General features: G+C 62.6%; 12 protein-coding genes. 4 read left to right on the top strand and 8 right to left on the bottom strand.

Going from position 1 to position 15,530, the window contains the following annotated elements; genetic code table 11:
- Positions 1 to 200: 200 nt before the first annotated feature.
- Positions 201 to 476 (bottom strand): metal/formaldehyde-sensitive transcriptional repressor, encoded by a 276-nt coding sequence (locus AACX78_RS04300; protein ID WP_021138847.1) that lies wholly within the window; start codon positions 474 to 476, stop codon positions 201 to 203.
- Between the two features lie 71 nt (positions 477 to 547).
- On the opposite strand from AACX78_RS04300, the gene dmeF reads away from it, so the two are divergent.
- On the top strand, positions 548 to 1,498 hold the full coding sequence (gene dmeF, locus AACX78_RS04295; protein ID WP_125608098.1) for a CDF family Co(II)/Ni(II) efflux transporter DmeF: 951 nt from the start codon (positions 548 to 550) through the stop codon (positions 1,496 to 1,498).
- 69 nt (positions 1,499 to 1,567) lie between these two features.
- Here dmeF and AACX78_RS04290 read toward each other — a convergent pair whose 3' ends face one another.
- Entirely contained in the window at positions 1,568 to 1,978 is a 411-nt protein-coding gene (locus AACX78_RS04290; protein ID WP_059111759.1) for a hypothetical protein, read from the bottom strand.
- 266 nt (positions 1,979 to 2,244) lie between these two features.
- Here AACX78_RS04290 and pulA point away from each other — a divergent pair, with 266 nt between their 5' ends.
- Positions 2,245 to 6,279 carry a pullulanase-type alpha-1,6-glucosidase gene (pulA, locus tag AACX78_RS04285; protein WP_159165476.1) on the top strand — a complete coding sequence of 1,345 codons (4,035 nt, stop codon included), beginning with the start codon at positions 2,245 to 2,247 and terminating at the stop codon, positions 6,277 to 6,279.
- 207 nt (positions 6,280 to 6,486) lie between these two features.
- Here the strand turns inward: pulA and AACX78_RS04280 are convergent, their stop codons facing one another.
- Positions 6,487 to 8,898: a zinc/cadmium/mercury/lead-transporting ATPase gene (locus AACX78_RS04280; RefSeq protein ID WP_201302777.1), complete on the bottom strand. Its 2,412-nt coding sequence runs from the start codon at positions 8,896 to 8,898 to the stop codon at positions 6,487 to 6,489.
- A 238-nt stretch (positions 8,899 to 9,136) separates the two neighbouring features.
- Between AACX78_RS04280 and tpx the strand changes: the two genes are divergently transcribed.
- Entirely contained in the window at positions 9,137 to 9,637 is a 501-nt protein-coding gene (tpx, locus tag AACX78_RS04275) for a thiol peroxidase (RefSeq protein ID WP_131731649.1), read from the top strand.
- A gap of 69 nt (positions 9,638 to 9,706) precedes the next feature.
- On the opposite strand, the gene AACX78_RS04270 is transcribed toward tpx, so the two are convergent.
- The gene (locus AACX78_RS04270; protein ID WP_159165474.1) at positions 9,707 to 10,519 is read right to left on the bottom strand and encodes a transporter substrate-binding domain-containing protein; all 813 of its coding nucleotides are present in this window, start codon (positions 10,517 to 10,519) and stop codon (positions 9,707 to 9,709) included.
- Positions 10,520 to 10,668: 149 nt separating this feature from the next.
- On the opposite strand from AACX78_RS04270, the gene AACX78_RS04265 reads away from it, so the two are divergent.
- Positions 10,669 to 11,889: a DEAD/DEAH box helicase gene (locus AACX78_RS04265; RefSeq protein ID WP_159165473.1), complete on the top strand. Its 1,221-nt coding sequence runs from the start codon at positions 10,669 to 10,671 to the stop codon at positions 11,887 to 11,889.
- A gap of 2 nt (positions 11,890 to 11,891) precedes the next feature.
- On the opposite strand, the gene AACX78_RS04260 is transcribed toward AACX78_RS04265, so the two are convergent.
- The 4 genes from AACX78_RS04260 to AACX78_RS04245 all read right to left on the bottom strand — a co-directional run bounded on the left by AACX78_RS04260 (position 11,892) and on the right by AACX78_RS04245 (position 15,506).
- Positions 11,892 to 12,683 carry a hypothetical protein gene (locus tag AACX78_RS04260; protein ID WP_159165472.1) on the bottom strand — a complete coding sequence of 264 codons (792 nt, stop codon included), beginning with the start codon at positions 12,681 to 12,683 and terminating at the stop codon, positions 11,892 to 11,894.
- On the bottom strand, positions 12,680 to 13,996 hold the full coding sequence (locus AACX78_RS04255) for a sphingomyelin phosphodiesterase (RefSeq protein WP_159165471.1): 1,317 nt from the start codon (positions 13,994 to 13,996) through the stop codon (positions 12,680 to 12,682). Before AACX78_RS04255 ends, AACX78_RS04260 begins: the two co-directional genes overlap by 4 nt.
- Before the next feature lie 203 nt (positions 13,997 to 14,199).
- Complete coding sequence (locus AACX78_RS04250; RefSeq protein ID WP_159165470.1) at positions 14,200 to 15,030, bottom strand: CPBP family intramembrane glutamic endopeptidase; 831 nt, start codon at positions 15,028 to 15,030, stop codon at positions 14,200 to 14,202.
- Between the two features lie 176 nt (positions 15,031 to 15,206).
- On the bottom strand, positions 15,207 to 15,506 hold the full coding sequence (locus AACX78_RS04245; RefSeq protein WP_005313598.1) for a hypothetical protein: 300 nt from the start codon (positions 15,504 to 15,506) through the stop codon (positions 15,207 to 15,209).
- Positions 15,507 to 15,530: the final 24 nt, after the last annotated feature.

The raw sequence follows: 15,530 nt of genomic DNA, 5'->3' as shown, positions 1-15,530 counted from the left end.
GGGGGGTCCTTGCGAAGTGGAATCCAGGGTAAGGGGATCAATGATCGGCGGTCATGATGGCGTAAAGCGGGCGAGGGCTCAAGTCTGAAACGGGCCTGGGATGCCCGGTTGGCCCAGCACGGCTGTCAAGCGGGCCGCACTGCCGACGCGTTTCACCGCAGGCATGCAGGCTGGCCGCCAGCGCGCAGGCCGGGGAGCCTTTACTTCAGGTAGGATCTCAGCACCCGCACCACCTGATCCAGATCCTCCAGCCGCTCGGCCGGGGTGGCCTCTTCGGCGCCGAGATGCTCCCGCATATGACCCTCCAGCACCTCCAGCATCAGGCCGTTGACGGCACCGCGGATGGCGGCGATCTGCTGCAAAATGGCGGCGCAGTCACCCTCCTGCTCCAGTGCGGTTTCCAGCGCCCCAGTCTGGCCCTTGATGCGGCGCACCCGCGCCAGCAGCTTCTTCTTGCCGTGAATGGTGTGTGACATGGAGGATCCTCTCGATCAATAAAACTATACTGGGGTATAGTATATTGCATCATCGCCCTCAGGAGAAATCCATGTCATCCCTCGTCTCATCCCACTGCCATCAACCCGTCGTACACCAGGGTAATCCGCTGGCGGAACAGAAAACCCGCTGGGCCGTGCTGCTCACCGTCATTATGATGGTGGCGGAGATCAGCGGTGGCTGGTTCTACAACTCAATGGCGCTGCTGGCAGATGGCTGGCACATGAGCTCCCACGCGCTGGCGCTCGGCCTCTCCGTGCTGGCCTATCGTGCCGCCCGTCATTTTGCCCGCGACCACAGATTCAGCTTCGGTACCTGGAAGATAGAGGTGCTGGGGGGCTTCACCAGCGCCTTGCTGCTGGTGGGGGTGGCCGGGTTGATGCTGTTCGAGTCGGTGTTCCGGCTGCTGGATCCCAGTCCGATCCACTATCAACAGGCGATCGCCATCGCGCTGGTGGGCCTCTTGGTGAACCTCGCCTGTGCCTGGCTGCTCAAGGATGATCAGGGTCATCATCACGGTCACAGCCATGGTCATCATGATCACGATCACTCTCATCATGACCATGCTGATCATCACGGTCATCAGGATCTCAACCTGCGTGCCGCCTACATCCACGTGCTGGCGGATGCGGCCACCTCTGTGCTGGCCATCCTGGCGCTGGTGGGTGGCATGCTGTGGGGAGCCGACTGGCTGGATCCCCTGATGGGTATAGCGGGGGCCGTGCTGGTGGCGGTGTGGGCCTGGGGACTGCTGCGCGACTCGGGCCGGGTGCTGCTGGATGCCGAGATGGATACCCCGCTGGTGGCGGAGATCCGCGAGGTGATAGCCGACTTGCCGGACGCCGAGATCCGCGATCTGCACGTCTGGCGGGTGGGGCAGGAGCAGTATGCCTGCGTACTCTCTCTACTGATGGCGACGCCCATCCCGGCTGGCCAGATCCGTGAGCGGCTCGCCATCCACGAGGAGCTGGTCCACGTCACCATAGAGATCGCCCAGCCATAAGCAGACGCGTCTAGTGGATGCTCAAGACAGGATGTGAAGAAGGGGCCAAGGCCCCTTCTGTGGTTCGAGTCAGTGATGCTGGCTGTGGTCATCGTCCGGCTTGTGCTGCCAGATGGCCCCCAGCAGCAGCTTGAGCAGCAGCCCGGGCGGGTTGTCCAGCAAGTGTCCCGACTCCAGCAACAGGTGACCATCCGCCCGAAAACCCAGGCTGGCATGCACAGTACCATCCTCGCCGCGCACCTGGATGAGGCCGCTCAAGGTGCCGCGCTCTCCCGGCAGGCAGCGCAGCCGCAGTTCACGGGGTTCTCCCAGCAGGGTGAAGGCCCGACTCAGGGGCGGCGTGTCTTCAAAGTCGGGCCAGTTGAAGAAGTGATACTGCTCTGCGAGCCCGCCCGCCTGCTGGCAAAACTGGTCAAACAGCTGCGCAATCCCCTGATACTCCAGATCCAGCCGTTTGGCCTGCTCTTCAATCCTTTTCATCTGCTGCTCCTGCTCACGCTATCTGGCTGATTGAAAACTGGTTTTTTCAAGGTGCCAGCGGGTTCGACCAGATATGGCGCCAAATGGTGGCCGGGTCTGTGAGCCGGATCCAACTTTCGTTATGAAAACGTTATCTTGTTGAAAAGGGTTGGTTTTTTTGCCCTGCTGCTCACATTTGAAACGATTGCCGCTGATTAATATGGCATCGCTCGGCAATGACCGGGTACTCGGATATCGAGACTAACTACAGCGGGAATTATAAAAAAATGGATATGAAAAAGACCAAAGTGGCGCTGGTAACAGCCTCACTGCTCGCGCTTTTGTCCGGCTGCAATGACAACAGCTCTTCACCCTCCACCCCTGAACCCACGGATGGGCCTGTCGCCCGTCTGCCCGATGTGCAACCCCCTGCCGAGCAACTGGTTGCCGGTCCCGATCAGGCGGTGATCGCCCTGGTGGATACCCAGACCAGCGCGGCGCGCGGGATAGAAGGGCCTTTTGCCAATCACAGCCTGCACCTGTGGAACAACGACGCCTGTAACGCTACCGCCGAGAGCGGTCTGAATGCGGGCTGGGATGACAAGGCCAATACCCCGACGGCGGTCGACAGTTTTGGCCCCAGCTGGGTGGTTCCCCTGGCCAAGCTGGAAGGCTGTATCAACTTTATTGCCCGCAACGGCGATCTCGCCAACCTGACCGGCGCCGACATGAAGGTGGTCTTCAGCGATCACCCTGATCGCACTGTGGCCATAGTCGCGGGCAAGAGTGAAGTCTTCGACAGTCGTGCCGATGCCTTTACCGCCGCCTTTGGCGTGGCCGGGGCCAGCGCCCATCTGATTGACGGCAACACCCTGATCTGGCAAGGGGGCAAGGACAAGCCCCATGTGCGCCTCTATTACACGGAGTCGGGCACCATCAAGGCCAATGCCGAGGGTGTGTTCGACTTCCCCTATCTCAGCCTGACCGCGACCAGCCTGACCGCCGAGCAGCAGGCCAAGTACCCGCACCTCAAGGATGCAGCGGCCTTCGCCCTGCCATCCGGCAAAGATCTCAAGCCCCTGCTCAAGGGCGAGCTGGTGGCCATTGGCACGGATGCCGACGGCATTTTGCAGGGGGCGACCCTGGTGCAGAGCGCCGGCGCCCTCGATGCCCTCTACGCAGAGGAAGCCACCAAGCTGGCCTATGGCGCCATCGTTGAGGGGGGCAATGTCACCTTCCGGCTGTGGGCGCCAACCGCCAAGTCGGTCAAGCTGGCGTTGTTCGACGAGCAGCACAAGGCCCTCGGCGAGCGCACCATGACACAAGACGACGCCAGCGGCAGCTGGGGCGTGCAAGGGGGTCAGGAGCTGGTCGGAAAATTCTACCGCTATGATATCCAGGTCTATCACCCGCTCAGTCGCAAGCTTGAATCCTATCAGGTAACAGACCCCTACTCCGTGAGCCTGGCGATGAACTCCGAGTTCAGCCAGGTGGTGGATCTCGATGATCCGGCCCTCAAGCCGGAAGGGTGGGACAGCCTGAAGGCGCCCCACAGCCAGCAGAACCCTGCCGACATCACCATCTATGAGGCCCATGTCCGGGATCTGACCGGCAACGATGAGTCCACCAAGCCGGAACACAGAGGCAAGTTCCTCGGCCTGACCGACAGCGACAGCGTACCGGTCAAGCATCTGCAATCCCTTGCCCAAAGCGGCGTCAGCCATCTGCACCTGTTGCCTGTGTTCGACATCGCCACCGTCAACGAGGATCCGGCCAAGGTCGCCAACCTCCAGGATGACTTCAGCAAGCTGTGTCAGGTCAATGCCGAGGTGAAGGATTCCAAGTTTGGTGGTTACTGCGGCGGTGGCCAGACCATAGAAGCCGTGCTGGCCGATCTGCAAGGGGCCGATAGCAAGGAGAACCCCCTGGTGCAGGAGCTCTCCGGCTATCTGCGTGGCGTTGACTCCTTCAACTGGGGTTATGACCCTTATCACTACACGGCGCCGGAAGGCTCCTATGCCACCGATGCTGAAGGTAGCCAACGGATCCTGGAGTTTCGCGAGATGGTCAAGGCCATCAAGCAGAACATCGGCATGAACGTGGTGATGGATGTGGTCTACAACCACACCAACGAAGCCGGCCTCGGCCCCAAGTCGGTGCTCGACAAGATAGTGCCCTGGTACTACCAGCGCCTCAATCCGGAGACCGGCTCGGTCGAGAACTCCACCTGCTGCTCCAACACGGCGCCGGAACACGCCATGTTCGCCAAGCTGATGGATGACTCTCTGGTGACCTGGGCACGCGACTACAAGATCGACGCCTTCCGCTTCGACCTGATGGGTCACCACCCGAAAGATCAGATGGTGCAGGCGCTGGCCGCCGTGAAGCAGGTCAACCCCGAGATGTACTTCTACGGCGAGGGCTGGAACTTTGGCGAGGTGCAGGATGACAAGCGCTTCGTGCAGGCGACCCAGAAGCACCTGGCCGGCACCGGCATCGGCTCTTTCTCAGACCGCTTGCGTGATGCGGTGCGCGGTGGCAGCCCGTTTGACGGCGGCGATACCATTCGCAAGACCCAGGGCTTTGGCAACGGCGCCCTGGTGGATGCCAACGAGATGGACGGCGTCGAGCTGGCTACCGCGCTGCACCAATCCGACCTGGTTCGCCTCGGCATGGCCGGCAACCTCAAGGAGTTCGTGCTGACCGACAAGGACGGCATGCCGAAGAAGGGCTCCGACATCGACTACAACGGTCAACCTGCGGGTTATGCCCAAGATCCGACCGAGATCCAGAACTATGTCGACAAGCACGACAACCAGACCCTGTTCGACAACCTGATCTACAAGGCGCCGGAAGGAGCCGATCTGGTGCGGATGCAGGGGGTATCGCTGGCCACCGCCATGCTGGGGCAGGGCATTCCCTTTACCCACGCAGGTGTCGAGCTGCTGCGTTCCAAGTCCATGGAGCGGGACAGCTACGACTCGGGTGACTGGTACAACAGGGTCGACTACACCCTTGCCGACAACAACTTCGACAAGGGGTTGCCGCGCAAGGACAAGGATGGGGACAACTACCCGTTGATCGAGCAGGTACTTGGCAAGCACGTCAAGCCGAGCGGGGCCGACATGGCGACCATGGTGGGCTTCTATCAGGAGCTGGCCGAGCTGCGTCAATCCTCCCGTCTGCTGCGCCTTGGCAGCGGCGCCGAGGTGATCAAGCGGGTTGATTTCCGCAATACCGGGCCTGACCAGGTGCCGGGGCTTATCGTCATGACGGTGGATGATGGCGTCAATGCCGGTGCGGATCTGGATCCCGCCATCGAGGGCCTGGTGGTGATGATCAACGCCACCAACCAGCCCCAGAGCATCAGCGACTTCCGTGATGGCAAGGATCAGCCCATCGATCTGAGCACACTGCAGCTGAGCCCGGCCCACCATGCCGGTAGCAGCATCGCCGATGGCGCCGTTGCCAGTGGTGGTCAGCTGACCCTGGGAGCCTGGTCTGCCGCCGTGTTCGTCAAACCGCAGGCCGGAGCCCAGGGGGCGGGTCTGCCGGTGAGCAAGAAGATAGACCTGAGCACGGTTCCGCCCTTTGGTGACACAGATGTCTTCGTGCGTGGTTTCCTGAACGAGTGGGATCCGGTCAACAAAATGATCTTTGGTGGCAACTTTACCTACGAGTTCACCACCGAAGTGACGACGGATCAGCTTGGCACCACCCAGGTGAAGATTGCCGGTAGTGAGTGGGACGGCCCGATCAACTACGGCAAGTGCAGTGACACCGACCAGCTGGCGACTGGCCAGGTCAGCGTGCTCTGCGCCAATGGCGGGGATCTGCCGTTCAATGCTGACAAGGCGGGCAGCTACAAGTTTGTGTTCACGGCAATGAACAAGGACAAACCGACCCTGAGCGTCAGCTTCACCGAGCCGGTGCAGAGCTGCAAGGTGCTGGATACGGTGGCGGGCAACCCGCTCGGCTACAACCTGTTCGTCAAGGGTGAGCTGTCCGGTTGGGCTGCCCAGCCCCAGTATCAGCTGAGCTACAAGGGGATGGACGGCGACCTCGCCATCTATCAGGCCGCGTTCAACTACATGGGCACCAGCGAGTTCAAGGTCGCCAATGAAGACTGGAGCAAGGAGTACCTGCTCAACGGCGGTGGCGCTGTCACTGCCGAGACGGGCTACTCTCTCGGCTTCTCCCAGGCTGGCAGTGCCAACAACAGCATCACATTGCCGCAAGGATTGTGGAGCGTGCTGGTGAAGGTTGACCCGGCTGGTACCAAGGCCGGTACCGCCGTCATTCAGGAGTGCAGTGCCAAGTAAGCACACCCATAGAGTCCGGGGCTGGCTCGGCAGCCCCGGGTTGAATTCCACCTTGCCAAGGGTGGGATAACTCCGAGAGAGTAAACAAAGCGCGACTGCCAACCGGCAGCCGCGCTTTTTCTTTGCAGGTGTGAGGTGGGGGGAAAGAGAAAAGCCGTCCCTGTCGGGGGACGGCTTTGCATATGGAGGTCTCGCTTGCTGGCTGGATCAGCGCTTGCGCAGCAGACGCAGGGCGTTGGCCGTCACCAGGGCGGTGGCCCCGGTATCCGCCAGCACGGCAATCCACAGGCCCGTGATGCCGAGCAGACTGGTGACCAGGAAGATGGCCTTGAGTCCCAGCGCCAGCGCTATGTTCTGGTGGATGTTGGCCAGTGCTGCCCGCGACAGGCGGATCATGGCGGCGATGCCACCGAGCTGGTTGTGGGTCAGGGCGGCATCGGCCGTCTCCAGTGCCACGTCTGTGCCGCCACCCATGGCGATGCCAATGTTGGCCCGCTTCATGGCGGGGGCGTCGTTGATGCCATCCCCTATCATGGCGACCTTCTGGCTTGCGGCCAGCTTGGCGATCTCTTCCACCTTGTCTTCCGGCAGCAGGCTGGCGCGCCAGCCCATGCCGAGCTCGTTGGCAATCGCCTCGGCTGCGCGGGGGTTGTCGCCAGTCAGCATAATGCTGCGCAGTCCCAGCCCCTTGAGCTCCGCCAGGGCCGCTGCCGCTTCGGGCCGGATCTGGTCCCGCAGGGCCAACAGGGCCGCCGGCGCTGCGCCCGGTTGGCCGAGCACGACCACCGTCTTGCCCTGCTGCTCCAGGGTGGCTATCTGTGCGTTGAGGGCATTGCTCAGCGAGTCAATCCGGCTCGGTGCCAGCAGTTGCCAGAGGGTGCCGTCGATGTGTCCCTCCACCCCCATGCCTGGCAGGGCGCGCAGATCCCGGGCTGCGGCCAGGGTCAGCCCCTGCTCACGGGCGGCGGCCACCACGGCACGGGCCAGCGGGTGGTGGGAGCCTTGCTCTATGGCGGCGGCCAGTGCCAGCAGTTCGTCCTCCGGTTGGTCATTGAGGCTGACCAGTTCGGTCAGTTGCGGTTTGCCCAGGGTCAGGGTGCCTGTCTTGTCAAAGGCGACTGTGTCTATATGGGCCAGTCGCTCCAGCGCGGCACCGCCCTTGATCAGTGCCCCCTGGCGGGTTGCCGCCGCCAGGGCGGAGGTCACTGCCGCCGGGGTGGAGATCACCAGGGCGCAGGGGCAGCCGATGAGCAGCAGCGCCAGTCCGCGATAGACCCACTCGTCCCAGCTCTGGCCAAAGGCCAGCGGTGGCACTATCACCACCAGCAGGGCAACCAGCATCATGGCAGGGGTATACCAGCGGCTGAAGCGGTCGATGAAGCGCTCTATGGGGGCGCGCTGGGTCTCGGCTTCCTCGATCAGGTGCAGTATGCGGTCGATGGCGTTGTTGCCAGGTTCGGACACCACCTCGAGGCGCAACACCCGATCCGCCGCCAGACTGCCGGCGGGCACCTTGTCACCCTGGCGACGCTCCACCGGAATGGATTCACCGGTCAGGGCGCTCTCGTCAAACGCCCCAAGGGCGTCGAGCAAACGGGCATCCGCCGGCAGGCGGGCGCCCGGGGCTATCTCTATGATGTCGCCGGGACGCAGCTGGTCGGCCGCCACCTCTTCCCGTATGTCACCGTCAGCCCTGGTGCGGATACGCAGCGCCTTGTCGGGCACCAGCGCCATCAGGGCGGTGACGCCGGCGCGGGCACGGCCGGCGGCATAGGCCTCCAGATGCTCCCCCAGCATGAACAGCAGCAGCACCATGGCCGCCTCGGCGGTTTCACCGAGGAAGAGGGCGCCCAGCGCCGCCACCGTCATCAGGGTCTCGATGGCGAAGGGGGAGCCACTCTTGGTCAGGGCCCAGGCTTTGCGGGAGATGGGCCACAGGCCCCAGAGGGTGGCCAGGGTAAACAGCGGCTGGCCGAACTCTTTCGGCAGCAGGGCCGCCACCAGCATCAGGCCGGCCAGCGACAGGGGCTGCCAATATTTAGCGAGCAGGGCCATCTGCGGGCTGCGGCGCCTGGCGTTGTCGTCCCCGGGCTGAGTTGCGCCTTTGAGCCGGAAGCCCGCGGCCAGCACGGCGGCGGTGACGGGGTCGGGGGAGAGGCCGGGGGCGAGATCCACCACCAGCTTCTCGGTGGCAAACAGCACGCGGGCCTGCTGCACGCCCGCCACCCGGCTGACGGCGGTCTCTATCTTGCGGGCGCAGCTGGGGCAATCCATCCCCAGCACCTGCCAGCTGTGGCGGCGGCTGTCCTGCTCCGGCGCGACTAACGGCTCGGCGGTGTCGGTGGTGTGCTCATGGTGATCATGCTCATGATGGTCATGGTCATGAGGCGGCTGCGGGCTGCAGCAGCCCTGGCTTTGACAACTTCCTCTGGGGGGCTCTTCATCCCCCGGTGATTCACTCACCCCCTGATCCTGATGATCATGGGGTGCCTTGCTGGCGCAGCAACTGACCTGTTCGACATTGTCACAGCAGTGGCTGTCGTGTTGATGTTCGACTTGGCTGGTGACGGCCTTGCCGGTGGCCGCTGTGTGTTGATGGCTGCAGCAGGATTTGCTCATGATGAGTCCCTCTTGGATGGGTCCCGCCGGTGCGGAACCTTGGATAACTGAGCCGAGTGTAAACCTTGGTGTTAAGTCCAAGGTCAAGCCTCTTTATCTCCCTCTCTCGTTTGAGAGGGGCTGCCAGTTCGGTCCAGGAGCAAGTGCCGCTATATCCTTGTGATTGACGGGTGTTTGTCCTCGCCCGGCGCGCCTATACTGGGTGGCCCTATCCTCCCTCGATAATCAAGGACATAACATGAGCAATTCCGTTACCCTGCAAGGCAACCCCGTTTCCGTAGCCGGTCACTTCCCCGTTGCCGGTGAGCAGGCCAAGCCTTTCTCCCTGGTTGCCAAGGATCTGTCTGACGTGACCCTGGCGAGCTTCGCCGGTCAGCGCAAGATCCTGAACATATTCCCGAGCGTCGATACCCCGACTTGCGCCACCTCGGTGCGCAAATTCAACGAACAGGCCAGCGCGCTGGAGAACACAGTCGTGCTCTGCATCTCCGCCGATCTGCCGTTCGCCCAGTCCCGCTTCTGCGGCGCCGAAGGTCTGGACAAGGTGGTGACCCTCTCCACCCTGCGTGGTGCTGCCTTCATGCAGGATTACGGTGTGGCCTTCTCCTCCGGTCCGCTGGTGGGCCTGACTGCCCGCGCCATCGTGGTGCTGGATGCAGATGACAAGGTGCTGCACAGCGAGATGGTCGCCGAAGTAGCCGATGAGCCGAACTACGCGGCCGCCCTGGCTGCCCTGTAAGCTTCTGAGCGCAAAAATCCCGCCACGGCATGCCCGTGGCGGGATTTTTTTATGGATGGAACCCGGTTATCAGGGGGTCTTTACAGGCTGGGTGGCGGGTAATGGCTCAGGGTGTGGCTGCCAGTGTTCGTAGGGTCTGTGGATCTTGCTGTATATCTCCTCCAGCTTGCCTGATGCCGCCAACCTTTCTATGGCCTGTGCCAAAAACGCATCCATCTCATTGCCGGCTGCGCCCTTTTGAATAATAAACACATCTTCAAAGTCGCCAAAAAATTCTCGCTGGATATTGGTCAGCCCCAGCTGGCGCAGCATCAGGTCCGCTTCCTCCTGTGCCCAGATAAAGGCATCGATACGGCCACGGGAGAGCTTGCGAAGGGATTGCTCGATACTCATGGAACGTTGTACTTGAAAGGGGAGCTCACCGGGTACGGCCTCGATTAACAAATCCCGTTGCGTCGCTTCGATGCCATAGGCCATGTCGGTGGTGACAGGATTAGCAGTGTTGCTGTAGATGACATGGGCTACCTTGCCAAAGCTGCGGGTGCTGAAGCGATAGGGCAGCATGTCTGCATCGTGCAGATTGCGAATGGCGGGCAGGCTGAAATCGGCCTTGCCATTGATCACGCCCGCCATGGCGCGCGCAATGGGGTAGATGGTGATCTCGATAGTCATATCGGGGTAGAGCGCATCAATCCCATGGACCAGATCGACGAAGGGGCCTGTCTTGTCGGCGTTGATAAGGCCTGGCAATTCACCAAGGTGGGCCTTGATGACGCGGACCGGCTGGGCAGGGGGGCTGGAGGTGGTCGACGAGGTCTGGGAGAGACCTATGGTCGCGATACCGAGCAGGCCGAGCAGTAGCATGGGGATATGTCTGAGCATGGTCTGTCTGCCTTCAAGGTGAATAATACCATTGTAGACAGCCATGACCCGGGTACAGTGCTCTTCCTCTTGCCGCTTGCGGATAGGGTTTTACTTCTTATGCCCCGCTAACTAGACTTCGCCTCCCACTTCTTTATCCGCGTACCCCCATGACCTTTAGCGAACTCGACCTCCATCCCGCCTTGCTGGCTGCCCTGCCTGCCACCCTGCACACGCCGACTCGCATCCAGCAGCTTGCAATACCCCTGGTATTGGCGGGGCAGGATCTGCTGGCGCTGGCCCAGACCGGCAGCGGCAAGACACTGGCGTTCGGGTTGCCGTTGCTGCAACGGCTGGATCCCGCCTCCAGCCTGGTGCAGGGACTGGTAGTAGTGCCGACCCGCGAGCTGGCGATGCAGGTGAGCGCTGCGCTGCAAGGGATGGCTGACGCTCTGGGATTGCGGATCCTCACCCTTTGCGGTGGTGTGGCACAGGAGCGGCAACAGGTCGAGCTGGCGCTGGGGCCGCAACTGCTGGTGGCGACGCCGGGACGACTGCGGGATCTGCTCACTCAGCAAGTGCTGGGGCTGGATGGCCTGCAACAGCTGGTGCTGGATGAGGCGGATCGCCTGCTGGAGATGGGTTTCTGGCCCGATATCCAGTGGCTGATGAATGAGATGCCCGCCGAGCGCCAGACCCTGCTCTTCTCCGCCACCCTGCCTGCCGAGCTGGATGACCTTGCCAATGGCCTGCTGACAGCGCCGACTCGCATCGAGGCCAATCCCCTCAACAGCCTGGTCAACGAGATCGAGGAGCGGCTCTATCTGGTCAACAAGAGCAGCAAGGTGCCTGCGCTGCTCAGCTTGCTCAAGGAGCAGGCCTGGCCGCAGGTGCTGGTGTTCATCAGTGCGCGGGACGATGCCGACGGCGTGGCCAGGAAGCTGGCCAGGGCGGGGATCCCGGTTGCCGCCCTGCATGGGGAGAAGGAACAGGCGGTTAGAGAGCTGGCACTCGACGATTTCAAGGCTGGCAAGGTGCGGGTGCTGGTGGCCACCGACCTGATGGCGCGGGGCATACATGTGGAGGCATTGCCTGTGGTCATCAACCTGGACTTGCCCGCCAGCGCCCCCGTTTATGTTCACCGTATCGGCCGTACCGCTCGCGCCGGGTGCGAGGGGCTGGCCATCTCGCTGGTGTGTCACGGCGAGAGCGATATCTTGGCGGCGATCCGCACCCTGACCGGCCGTGAGCTGCCGCTGGGGGAACTCGCAGGTTTCCCGGTGACCGACCTGCCCGCCAGCGGGGAGGGCAAGCGCCCACCTCGCGACAAGCAGGCTAACCGTCGCACCGCCAACAAGCGCAGCGTCAAGCAGTTCAAGGGCAAGGTCTGATCTCAAGGTTTGCCTTGTTCCTGGGCGAAGAAGTCGCGCCGAAACTGGCTTAATACTTCCTCTCTGTGTTGCTGCCAGCGCTCGGGATCCATGCTCCCCTGACTGGCCGCCAGTTGCTGCTCCAGCTCGGCCAGCTGCTGCTGGTAGCGGCCGCGCTGATCCAGCTGCTGCTGGCGCGCACCGGCAAACGCCACGCTGGCCTCGGCCCGGTCGGCAGGCAGGAAGTGGCGGGCCAATGTCTCCAGCTCCTCATCCCCCCACAACTGGCGCGCCTGCAAGAGGCGGGCATCCGGGTTGAACAGATCCGCCGCCAGATCCGGGTGATCCGCTGCCCACTCATCCTGCAGCCGGGTCAGGGCGGCCAGCCGTTCGGCCAGCGCCAGCTGTTCGCTGTCGGCGGCCAACTGATCCAGGGCCTGGGCGTAGCGCCCCTGCAACCGGGTCAGGCTCTCCCCCTCACTCATCCACTGGGATTCCAGCGCGATCAGATTGACCAGCCGCTCGCTCAGCGGCTGGTCGGTGTCGCTTACCTCGCTGGCGAGCCGCTGGCTCAGCTCCTGTGGCATCTCTCGCCAGCTGGGGGGCTGTTGGGTGGACTGGCCCCCGCTGACCGCCGGGGTGAGCCGGGGCATGAGGGTTGTCATCGGCGCGGCTGGCGTCTGCTGCGGCTGACTTCCCCCATGCTGATTAACCTCGACGTTTGCCGGGGCAGACCCTGGCTCATTCTGCCAGCCGAGGTTGAGCAGCAAGAGCGAGAGGACTGCCAGGGCCAGGATCCCGTAGCGGCGCTTCATCGGCTGATCTCGCCCTTGACCGGGAAGTGATCGGAGAGGTTGCTGGCGGGCCAGAGGCTGCCATCGCTGCTGCGCGGGATCCAGACGCTGTTGAGGTTATGACTGGCTGCGCCGTACTCCCGGCTCACCACCAGATAGTCCAGATACTCGACGTTGGCACCTCCGGAGAGGGGGCCGCCTGCATAGGGGTTGATCCTGGGATCGAAGGTGGCTTCGGTATAGCCGCCATAGCCGGGTTCATAGGCGTCAAGGTTGGCCAGCATGCTGGCGTAGTCATCGGCAAACTTGCGCTTGTTGACGTTGAAGTCGCCGCCATAGATGACGGTGTCGCTGGCCGGGATCTTGAGGCTGGCGGCCAGGGTACGAATTTGGCCGAACTGGATCTGGCGCAGCCGTCTCGCCTCGTCGGTGTCGAAGCTGGCGGTGTGGGTGGCGAACAGATGCCAGGCTTTGCCCCCCTTGATCACCTCGGCATACATGACCCCCTTGTCGGCGAAACAGTCGGTGCCGGTGCACTGGGGATAGACCAGCTGGGCCTCCCGCACGATTGGGTAGCGGCTGACGATCACCACGCCGCCGTCGTGGATGTTGACCCCCGGCTTGTCGAGCACCTTGGTCTGATAGGGGTACTCTTTGGCCAGCTCCTGCAGGAAGCCCTCGCGGCGGCCGTCGAACACCTCTTGCAGCAGCAGGGCGTCATAGCCCTTGAGGTAATCGGGCAGCAAGGTTAACCGTTCGCCAATGCTGGAGGCGATTACCGGCAGGGCCCAGACGTTGTAGCTGGCCACCTTGAGCTTGCTCTGTGAAGGCTCCGGTTGTTCCCGTGGTTGTGGCGGGGTCAGCATGTAGTGCAGATCGTCGTAACGGCCGGTGAATTTGGCGGCAAAGGCCAGCTCCTGCGGCCCCTGGGTACGATGCAGGGCGCGGTCGCTCTTCCACCCCGAGCTGACGGTCGGGGTGTCGCCACCGTGCTGCAATGTGGTGTTCCACCAGGTGCCCTCCATCAACTGGTTGAGGCGATAGGTGTCGCCGCTGGCCGTGGTGACACGGGTTTCGAACAGATAGCTTTTGCCCGCCTTCACCCCCTCGTAGCGATTGAAGCTGAGCACCATGGCGCTCTCCCAGGGGCCCAGCTCCGTCCTGTGCTGGATCCATTGGTTGCCCGCTTGCAGCTGGCCGCTGCCGCTCTGGCTGATTGCCAGCTGCAAGGGTTCCGGGCCGTTGTTGGTGAGGTAGACATCGGTATCGGCCAGCGCCTGCAATGGAAACTGGCTGACCAGCAGCAGGGCGGCATAACTGAGGGGCTTGTGCATCATTAAGTCCTTTTGGTTGAGGCACGATGGAAAGTGACTGTTATGGCGGGCATAGAGGTCATTTCATTTACATTTTTGTTACAAATAAATGAAAGGCCCCATATGGGGAGAGGGAGGAATCAGCAAGAGAGAGAATGGGGGTGAGTGTTGTCGCAGTGACAGCACGCAGGAATAACAAGGGCGCCCGACCGGGGCGCCAGGGATCAGCGACTGGCCAATGGGTAGGTAAAAAGGGCCAGGTGGGCGAAGTTGAACAGGAAGTGGATGACGATGGCGACGCTCAGACGACCGCTGACGTGGAACGCCAGGCCGTAGCAGGCCCCCGCCAGTGCGGCAAACAGCATCAGCAGCGGGCCACCGGCCAGGTGAGCGGTGCCGAACAGCAGGCTTGCTACCAGGATGCCGAGCCAGAGCCGGCTGCGGGCGGCCACCCCTTGCTGGATGAAGCCGCGGAACAGTGCCTCTTCCGCCACGCAGGTGAACAGCAGATTGTTGAGGGCAAACAGCCACCACCAGTGGGGCAGACCCGCTTCGGGCTTGAGCGCCCCCAGCTGCCAGGCGGTGATCAGCAGGGCCGCCAGCGGCAACAGCAAGAGGGCCAGCGCTCGCCAGTGGATCGCACCGCCCTGGCCGAGCAAGGCGGGCCAGGCCAGCAGCAGGCCGAAGAAGACCAGCGGCTTGTCCAGATTGAGGTACATGTTGAAGGGCACGCTGGCGGGGCCTGCCTGTACCTGGTCCAGCACCTTCAGATTGTTGAAGCCGGGGATGAGGTGCAGCATCAGCGCTATGGCCCACAGCAGCACCAGCGTCAGGGCGGCGCCACGCCAGGGCTGGGGCAGGCTGGGGGTGCGCCAGGCCAGCAGCAGGCCCGCCAGCGTGATCAGCAGGGCGGAAGGGCTGAGGTGGTCTAGGTAGAGGGCGGCCAGCAGGGCGACCCCCAACAGGATCAGACCGGGCAGGCGTTGACGGACCAGACAGAGCAAGACGGCCAGCGCCAGTGCTCCCCAGATGAGCGAATCAGGTAGAGGTAACATTGAGTCTCCAAGGCTGATAAAAGTCCCGCACCTTAACAAGTCGTCACATCATGACACAAGCCTTAATAGGCTGGTCGGATCCCTGCAAGGGCGAGTCCGCTGCGGGGCGCAGCCATGAAAAAGCCGGAGCTGAGGCTCCGGCTTTTCTGAGACTGTGTTGCCAGTACCGGTGCCTTTTAGCGACCAGACTCTGCGATGACGCGGGCTATGATGTCGGCGCGCTTGGTGGCTTCCAGCTCGCCCAGGGCGATGAGGCCGGCCTTGAAGATGACGTTCTTCGGCAGGCTGACATCGTCCAGGGTGGTGATGGCTTCGACGTGCAGACCGTTCAGTCGGCTGGCATCGCGCGGGCTCAGGTTGACCTGAGTGTTCATCACCTGCTTGCCTTTCTTCTTGGCAGGCACGGCTTGTTTGGTCTGGTCCTGCTCGTCTTCCGGCTGTTCTGGTTGTTCGCCGTCAAAATCGTAAATAGACATAGTCAATCCTGTTGGGTTGCAAGG

It is taken from the genome of Aeromonas sp. 9A, assembly GCF_963900955.1.
In the GTDB taxonomy this organism is placed as follows: domain Bacteria; phylum Pseudomonadota; class Gammaproteobacteria; order Enterobacterales; family Aeromonadaceae; genus Aeromonas; species Aeromonas salmonicida.
The sequence above is the reverse complement of the archived record's forward strand: the minus strand, read 5'-3'. Positions and strand labels throughout refer to the sequence as shown.